Here is a 7,500-nt window from a genome sequence, read left to right as displayed (position 1 = left end):
TGGTATTATAGGAAATAAGCAATTCCAAACCCAAGAATGATCACAATCAATTTGGTGAGATTGAATTTATGATCGCGACTGCTCTCGTACAAAATGGTGGTGGATACGTGCAAGAACATACCAATGACAACAGCTGTAATCTCCCGTTCGTAGTTTTGAATACTTATAATTTCTTCGGAAAGCCATGTCCCAATAGGAGTCATTAAGGCAAATAAGGTCATGAAAATAAGCGTTGTGCTTATTTTATAATTTGCTTTTATAAAGAACAGCGACAGTATTATTGCTACCGGAATCTTGTGGACCAAAATACCAATTAAAATATTGTTCCCATCGGAAACAGGAATTCCTTCCAACAAAGCGTGTACCGATAGGCTGAAGAATAGCAACCAAGGAAACACCCTTTTTTCGGCCGAGAGATGCACATGGCCGTGTTCGGCACCTTTAGAAAAGAACTCTAAACAGATCTGTAGTAAGATACCGCTCATAATAAAGAGCCCGATGCGCTCGGTAGGTAATTCAAAAACTTCGGGTAACAATTCTAAAATCGTCATAGCCAATAAAAAGGCTCCACTAAAAGATAGGAACAAAGAGAGATCATTGATCTTAGTTCGCTTAAATACAAGTGCCGCCAAATAGCCAAACGCCACAGCTATAAAAAGGATGAGATAAACCATTAGCTAAAGATAAGAATTAAACGTTCTGAAGTCGTTTCATCAAAGGGTTCCAGATTGTAGTTTCCAAAGCAGTGGTGTAGCGTGACACCGGCTTCGGAAAAATATGATCTAAAATCAGAAAGACGTAACGCCTTAACTCGTTCTATGTACTCATGATCAACGCCATTATGGTGAAAACGGATGGTCTTTAGAATATACCCTGCTTCAATTCGTCTGGAAATGTAAAAATCAAGTCCGTCGACTACTTTATGCTCTTTCGGCACTAAGTTCTTTTCGACAACTACTGTGTTTAAAAAATCAATAACCCCGTGACCATTGGGTTTTAGTTCTTCCTTAATAGCTTTTATAGTTCTAAGGTTGTCTGCTTCTGATTCGAAATAACCAAAGCTTGTAAATAAGTTAAATACAGCATCGAATCGCTGTGGAAAAGGTTTACACATATCATGTACATGAAAATGTAAATTCTCACTTTCAAATTGTTTGGCATAGGCGATACTTGACGGGGAGAGGTCGACTCCGGTTACTTCGTATCCTAATTTACTCAAGTATTTTGCATGTCTCCCTTTGCCGCAAGCAAGATCCAGTATAGTCGCATGTTGCTTAAGGTCTAAAAAGCTGGTGAGCGAGTTCATAAATTGCCCGGCCTCTTTATAATCTCTGTCCTTATATAAAATATGATAATAGGGTGTGTCGAACCACGAAGCATACCAATTATCTGTTTCTTTTTGCATGTATCTCTTTTTGCAGGGCTAAAATACTGTATTTTTGTTCCTTTATTAAATGGAAGATTGTTTAATTTAAGGAATTAACAACAAAAACATCCCGGTTCTATTGGGAAAAGCAGATGGCGAAAAATTTTAAAATGTTGGCGAAAACCCTGTATGGACTTGAAGCGCTTTTAGCTCAAGAATTACGGCAGTTAGGCGCATCGAATATTGAAATAGGAACTCGAAACGTCACTTTTGAAGGTGATATGGGGTTTATGTACAAAGTAAATCTATGTTGTAGAACAGCCATTAAAGTACTAAAACCTATCACCGGATTCAATGTTTTTACCGAGGACGACCTGTATAAAAAAGTGTATGAAATTCCGTGGGAGCAGTATATGGAGGCCAATGGTAGTCTTGCTGTTGATGCTACGGTATATTCTAAACAGTTTACACACTCACAGTACATCGCTTTAAAAACAAAAGACGCCATTGTGGACCGTTTTCGTGACAAGGAAGGAGAACGTCCTAATGTTGACCTAGATCATCCTACCTTACGCATTAATGTTCATATCGATAGAAATATTTGTACGATCTCTTTGGATAGTTCGGGACAGTCCTTGCACAAGCGAGGTTATAAAATTGAGAATACGATAGCCCCGATCAACGAAGTGTTGGCAGCCGGCATTATTATGCTTTCCGGATGGCAGGGACAATGCGATTTTCTTGACCCCATGTGTGGTGGAGGAACTTTTCTTACCGAAGCCGCAATGATCGCTTGTAATATTCCTCCAAATTTGAACAGGGCAGAGTTTGGTTTTGAAACTTGGCCCGATTTTGATGTGGATTTATACGAGGTAATAGAAGAAGCTGCGCTTAAGAAGATAAAAGATTTTCATTTTAAGATCTACGGTTATGATAAAGATCCACTTGCGCTTCGGAAGGCTAAAGAGAACGTTCGCAATGCGAATCTTTCTGAATTTATCGAATTAGAAGTTCAGGATTTTTTTGCTACGGAAAAACAAACCGAGCGACCCATGTATTTGGTTTTTAATCCGCCCTACGACGAACGAATCTCTGTAACCGATATTGAAAAATTTTACGCAGAAATTGGCAATACGTTAAAACGAGGCTACCCGGGAACGCAGGCATGGATGATCACATCGAATATGGAAGCCTTAAAACACGTTGGGCTGCGTCCTTCTCGTCGCATTAAGCTGTACAACGGAAAGTTAGAAAGTAAACTAGTGCGATACGAAATGTATGAGGGCAGTAGAAAAGCAAGTAAGCAGTAACAATTATATAATGCTTGCTTAGCATTCCGAAGAACTACTTCTTAAATATTGGTATTAAATAGGAAAGTGTGTATCCATAACCCACGCCAAATTCACTAAAATCATAAGTTCGATTGAACCCTGGAATGTATAGGTTGTCAAAATTATCGGGTTGATCTTCTACAATCTTTCGCTTTAATTGCAAATTTATCGATAGGTACAAATTATTTAATACTTCGGTCTTTACCCCTACGATCAATTCTACCCAATGAGCTGTGAGACCGTTAAACTCTTGTGATTCTGTAGAAACAGCGGGAGGGAAGACTTGACTGTCTGTGTAGACGCTATAGGCGTTCAACTCTTGCTTAAACGTGGCGAATCCGTATCGCAGTCCACCAAAAATGGCATTATTGAGTCCAAACCAATTGTTGTACGCATTATAATCACCACCAATTTTTAGGTAGCTTCCCGAGGTTTCCGCGTTTAAATTTGGTTCTACATACTCTTTCTGCTCGTTTCCCAGCTCGGCTGCCGCATAGAACTTATCTCGAACGCGAAAATCGGCAAGGATCTCGAATCCTGAATAGCCATCTTCCAGTAAGGTTCGTGCAGGTTTCGCAAGATCGACCCCAACTCTAAGTCCGTATTTTGTTGTCTTCGGAATAGAATCGGATGGAGTTTGTGCCATTACAGAAAATGACACCAATACACCACTAATGAAAGATAGTAATATGTGCTTCAAGTTCATTTTCTACAGTTTGGTTTTCAATTTGTACATTAAGTATCCAGTCGTTAGTACCTTCATCATCTTCTATTGCGTCAAGATTACTGTACACAGTTTTGAATGCGCATGCTCGATTCACATATAATTCTTCACGATTGTAACCGAAGCGATACGCTTCAGACAGTGCATTGATGGTATTGTCATCTCGTATAAACTCATACCTGGTAAAATCGGCCGCAGTACGCAAAGGAATTGCGATCGAATCGGTAGCAGTAGCGTTTATCACTACGGTCTGATTGGTATCGGTAGTGCGTACCGTTAAATTAGGTACTGTTTTTCGTTCTGTTGGATTTACAAAGTCGTTAAAAACGATAATCAATTTTGGTGTAGTAGCGGTAGTCTCTGCGCAAATATCATCACGCGTACATCCTAGTAAAAGAGCAGTGATTAACGTTAGAAAAAGAATTTTTTGTAGCATAAAAAATTGTGCGCTATGATTAGCGTTTTTCCAAAAGTACAACATTTTCGGTATGATAGGTTTGTGGAAACATATCTACTGGTTGTACTTTGGTTACTTTATATAAAGAGTCTAGAATTGACAGATCACGGGCTTGGGTAGCGCTGTTACAACTTACATATACGATCTTAGGAGCGGCTAATTCCAATAATTGTTTTACTACTTCTGGGTGCATGCCGTCTCTAGGCGGATCGGTTATTACAACATCCGGTTTGCCATGGGCAGCGATAAACGATTCATTAAAAACTTGTTTCATGTCCCCTACATAGAATTCGGCGTTGTCGATATCGTTTAAGGTTGCGTTTTCCTTAGCGGCCTCAATGGCATCGGGAACCGCTTCAATACCAACGACTTTTCGGGCTTTTTTTGCAACAAATTGTGCGATGGTACCGGTACCGGTATAAAGATCATATACCAATTCATTGCCGCTTAAACCGGCAAAATCGCGTGTAACTTTATACAGTTCATACGCTTGTTTGCTATTGGTTTGGTAGAACGATTTCGCATTGATCTTAAATCGAAGTCCTTCCATTTCTTCGAATATATGGTCCTTTCCGAAGTAACAAATCACATCTTGATCGTAGATAGTGTCATTTCCTTTCGGATTTATTACATATTGTAAGGAAGTTAGCTCTGGAAAACGATCGATCACAGCATCTAAAAGTGCTTTTCTACCCGATTCATTTTCTTGGAAGAATTGTATGACGACCATAACTTCACCAATGGTAGACGTTCTAATCATTAGCGTTCGTAATAATCCTTCCTGTTTACGTGTGTTGAAGAATGGAAGTTCTAGTTCTTCCGCTTTCTCTTGTACAAAATCACGAATCGCGTTACTAGGGTCCTGTTGCAAATAACAAGTGTTAATGTCTAATATCTTATCCCACATACCTGGAATATGAAATCCAAGAGCATTGCGATTTTCTATTATCTCATCGCTTTGTATTTGTTCTTTAGTAAGCCATTTAGAATCGCTAAAAGAGAATTCCATCTTGTTTCGATAAAAATAAGTTTCTGAAGACCCGAGGATGGGAAGTACCGTTGGTATTTCGATTTTACCGAGTCTCTTTAGATTATTTTCAACTTCCTTTTGCTTATAATACAATTGATGTTCGTAACCCATATGCTGCCACTTACAACCACCACAGGTGCCAAAATGTTCACAGCGCGGAGTGACCCTTCTTCGTGAGTGCTCCTTAACAGCTATTGCCGTAGCTTCGTAATAGGCTTTCCGTTGTTTGGTCGTTTGCACGGTTACCACATCGCCCGGTACAGCGTTATTGATAAAGATCACTCGACCATCCGGAGCTTTTGCAATGGCTTTGCCTTTAGCTCCTGCGTCGGTGACCACGACATCTTCAAATATTTTACGGTTCTTTTTTCTTCTTGGCATCGTGCAAAAATAGCATAATTTAGCGTGTTTAATTCCCGCTTCCGCTTTAAAATTGTGGGATTTATTTAGTAATTTGCAATCCTTAGGATGATTTCTCTCCACTAAGCAGGAATTGCGATTTTATTACTTCAAATTTTCAGAAAAATATGTCAGTTATAGAAAAAACAGCTTCACAGAAAGCGATCGATCTAGAAAACAAATACGGTGCCCATAATTACCATCCGTTACCTGTTGTCTTGAATAGAGGAGAGGGTGTGTATGTTTGGGATGTAGACGGTAAAAAGTATTATGATTTCTTATCGGCTTACTCTGCTGTTAATCAAGGCCATTGCCACCCTAGGATCGTTAATGCTATGAATGAGCAGGCACAGACATTAACGCTTACCTCCAGGGCATTTTATAACGATATGTTAGGGAAATTCGAAAAATACGCAACCGATTATTTTAACTTCGATAAGTTGTTGCCTATGAACACCGGGGCTGAAGCGGTTGAAACTGCATTAAAAATTTGTAGACGTTGGGCTTACGAAAAGAAAGGCATAGAAGAAAATGAAGCCGAGATCATTGTTTGTGAGAATAATTTCCACGGAAGAACTACAACTATCATTTCCTTTTCAAATGATCCGGTCGCTCGAAAGCATTTTGGTCCATATACCAAAGGATTCATAAAAATTGAATACGACAATCTTCAAGCCTTGGAGAAGGCATTACAAAGTAGCAAGAATATTGCAGGTTTCTTAGTAGAGCCAATACAAGGTGAGGCAGGAGTGTATGTTCCTTCGGAAGGATACTTAGCCAAAGCAAAAGCATTGTGCGAAAAGCACAATGTGCTTTTTATCGCCGATGAAGTACAGACCGGGATCGCGAGAACCGGACGATTGTTAGCAACATGCGGTGATTGCAATTGCGAACAAAAAGATTGTAGCCAAACACCAAATGTAAAACCCGATGTATTGATACTCGGGAAGGCGTTAAGCGGTGGTGCTTATCCGGTGTCGGCCGTCTTGGCAAACGATGACATAATGAGTGTAATTACTCCCGGTTCTCACGGTTCAACCTTTGGCGGAAATCCTGTAGCTGCCGCAGTCGCTATGGCAGCTTTAGATGTAGTAAAAGAGGAACAATTGGCTGATAATGCTGAACGTTTAGGAAATATTTTCCGAAGCGAGATAAACGAGTACATTAAAACAACTGATACGGTTACTTTAGTGCGTGGACGTGGATTATTGAACGCTATTGTTATTAATGACACGGAAGACAGTGACACTGCTTGGAATATTTGTCTAAGACTACGAGACAACGGGTTGTTGGCTAAACCAACACATGGTAATATTATTCGTTTCGCGCCACCATTGGTGATGACCGAGCCTCAACTACGTGAATGCATTGATATAATTATTAATACATTAAAGGAATTTGAAGCATAAGATATAGCGTTTATAATGCAAAAAAGCGGCTACATTAGCCGCTTTTTTTATGAATTAGAATTAAATTACTGTTCGAAACCCCATTGCTCACTAAGTTCTCTTGATTGCTCCATCATCTCATCCCATCCAACCGTGGCGATACGATAGATAGTATAACCTAAATAAAGGATATTGATAATCAATACGACCATCGCAATGATCTTAGCTGTTTTCATAGCTTCTCCATTCTCAAAATTCTCGGGTGCATTTTCGTATTCTTTAACCTTCCCATTGGCGATAAAGAAAGCGATTCCTGAGGGTACAATTCCTATTCCTCCAAAACAGCAGCAAAGAAATCCGAGTATCGAAAGAATGTAGATTAAAGTCGTGTTTAGTTTTTGTTTTTCCATAAAGTAAAGATTAGTTGTTTAGTTGAATTGTTTAATTATAAAGTTACCAAGGATTATAGCGATATTAAGAACGACTAACAGAATTTTTATTTTTTCTGAATATTTTATCTTAATAAACATGTTTATAATTAAAAACCCTGCCAGTAGTAGGAGGGTATATAGTGCAGGATACATCTTGAATGCTGCGAAGAACTCACCTCTAAAAAATAAGGCTGTGGCACGTTGTATGCCACAGCCTAAACATTCAAAGCCGAGTAGTTTCTTATTTAAACATGGTAGCATTAACTCATCCATGTTCAAATTTAATAAAAGAATTTTATCTTCTATTTGAAACTGTTATTTTATAATCGAACTCTTTATTTTCAGAAGTAATTACACGAACTAAATATACCTGT

The 7,500-nt window shown here is 39.0% G+C and carries 9 protein-coding genes; 2 read left to right on the top strand and 7 right to left on the bottom strand.

Annotated features, from left to right (window positions below):
* Positions 1-5: 5 nt before the first annotated feature.
* Together DWA30_RS00985 and DWA30_RS00980 are read right to left on the bottom strand one after the other, a co-directional pair.
* Positions 6-674: a ZIP family metal transporter gene (locus DWA30_RS00985; protein ID WP_114490673.1), complete on the bottom strand. Its 669-nt coding sequence runs from the start codon at positions 672-674 to the stop codon at positions 6-8.
* Positions 674-1,405 (bottom strand): class I SAM-dependent methyltransferase, encoded by a 732-nt coding sequence (locus tag DWA30_RS00980; protein ID WP_114490672.1) that lies wholly within the window; start codon positions 1,403-1,405, stop codon positions 674-676. The genes DWA30_RS00985 and DWA30_RS00980 overlap by 1 nt, the downstream gene beginning before the upstream one ends.
* 113 nt (positions 1,406-1,518) lie before the next feature.
* Here DWA30_RS00980 and DWA30_RS00975 point away from each other — a divergent pair, with 113 nt between their 5' ends.
* Positions 1,519-2,676: a THUMP domain-containing class I SAM-dependent RNA methyltransferase gene (locus DWA30_RS00975; protein ID WP_114490671.1), complete on the top strand. Its 1,158-nt coding sequence runs from the start codon at positions 1,519-1,521 to the stop codon at positions 2,674-2,676.
* A 34-nt stretch (positions 2,677-2,710) separates the two neighbouring features.
* Here the strand turns inward: DWA30_RS00975 and DWA30_RS00970 are convergent, their stop codons facing one another.
* The 3 genes from DWA30_RS00970 to rlmD are packed head-to-tail and all read right to left on the bottom strand — an operon-like array spanning position 2,711 to position 5,289.
* Positions 2,711-3,403, bottom strand: a complete 693-nt coding sequence (locus DWA30_RS00970; protein WP_114490670.1) for a DUF6048 family protein — start codon at positions 3,401-3,403, stop codon at positions 2,711-2,713.
* Positions 3,369-3,857 carry a DUF6452 family protein gene (locus DWA30_RS00965; RefSeq protein WP_114490669.1) on the bottom strand — a complete coding sequence of 163 codons (489 nt, stop codon included), beginning with the start codon at positions 3,855-3,857 and terminating at the stop codon, positions 3,369-3,371. Before DWA30_RS00965 ends, DWA30_RS00970 begins: the two co-directional genes overlap by 35 nt.
* A gap of 19 nt (positions 3,858-3,876) precedes the next feature.
* Positions 3,877-5,289, bottom strand: a complete 1,413-nt coding sequence (gene rlmD, locus DWA30_RS00960; protein WP_114490668.1) for a 23S rRNA (uracil(1939)-C(5))-methyltransferase RlmD — start codon at positions 5,287-5,289, stop codon at positions 3,877-3,879.
* Between the two features lie 146 nt (positions 5,290-5,435).
* Here rlmD and rocD point away from each other — a divergent pair, with 146 nt between their 5' ends.
* On the top strand, positions 5,436-6,716 hold the full coding sequence (gene rocD, locus DWA30_RS00955; protein WP_114490667.1) for an ornithine--oxo-acid transaminase: 1,281 nt from the start codon (positions 5,436-5,438) through the stop codon (positions 6,714-6,716).
* Between the two features lie 65 nt (positions 6,717-6,781).
* Here rocD and DWA30_RS00950 read toward each other — a convergent pair whose 3' ends face one another.
* Both DWA30_RS00950 and DWA30_RS00945 read right to left on the bottom strand, forming a co-directional pair.
* Entirely contained in the window at positions 6,782-7,105 is a 324-nt protein-coding gene (locus DWA30_RS00950; protein ID WP_114490666.1) for a CCC motif membrane protein, read from the bottom strand.
* 18 nt (positions 7,106-7,123) lie between these two features.
* Positions 7,124-7,387: a DUF2752 domain-containing protein gene (locus DWA30_RS00945; RefSeq protein ID WP_317048321.1), complete on the bottom strand. Its 264-nt coding sequence runs from the start codon at positions 7,385-7,387 to the stop codon at positions 7,124-7,126.
* Positions 7,388-7,500: the final 113 nt, after the last annotated feature.

It is taken from the genome of Candidatus Ulvibacter alkanivorans, from assembly GCF_003333325.1.
GTDB lineage: Bacteria > Bacteroidota > Bacteroidia > Flavobacteriales > Flavobacteriaceae > Ulvibacter_A > Ulvibacter_A alkanivorans.
Note: the sequence above shows the minus strand (reverse complement) of the source record. Positions and strands in the feature narration are given on the sequence as shown.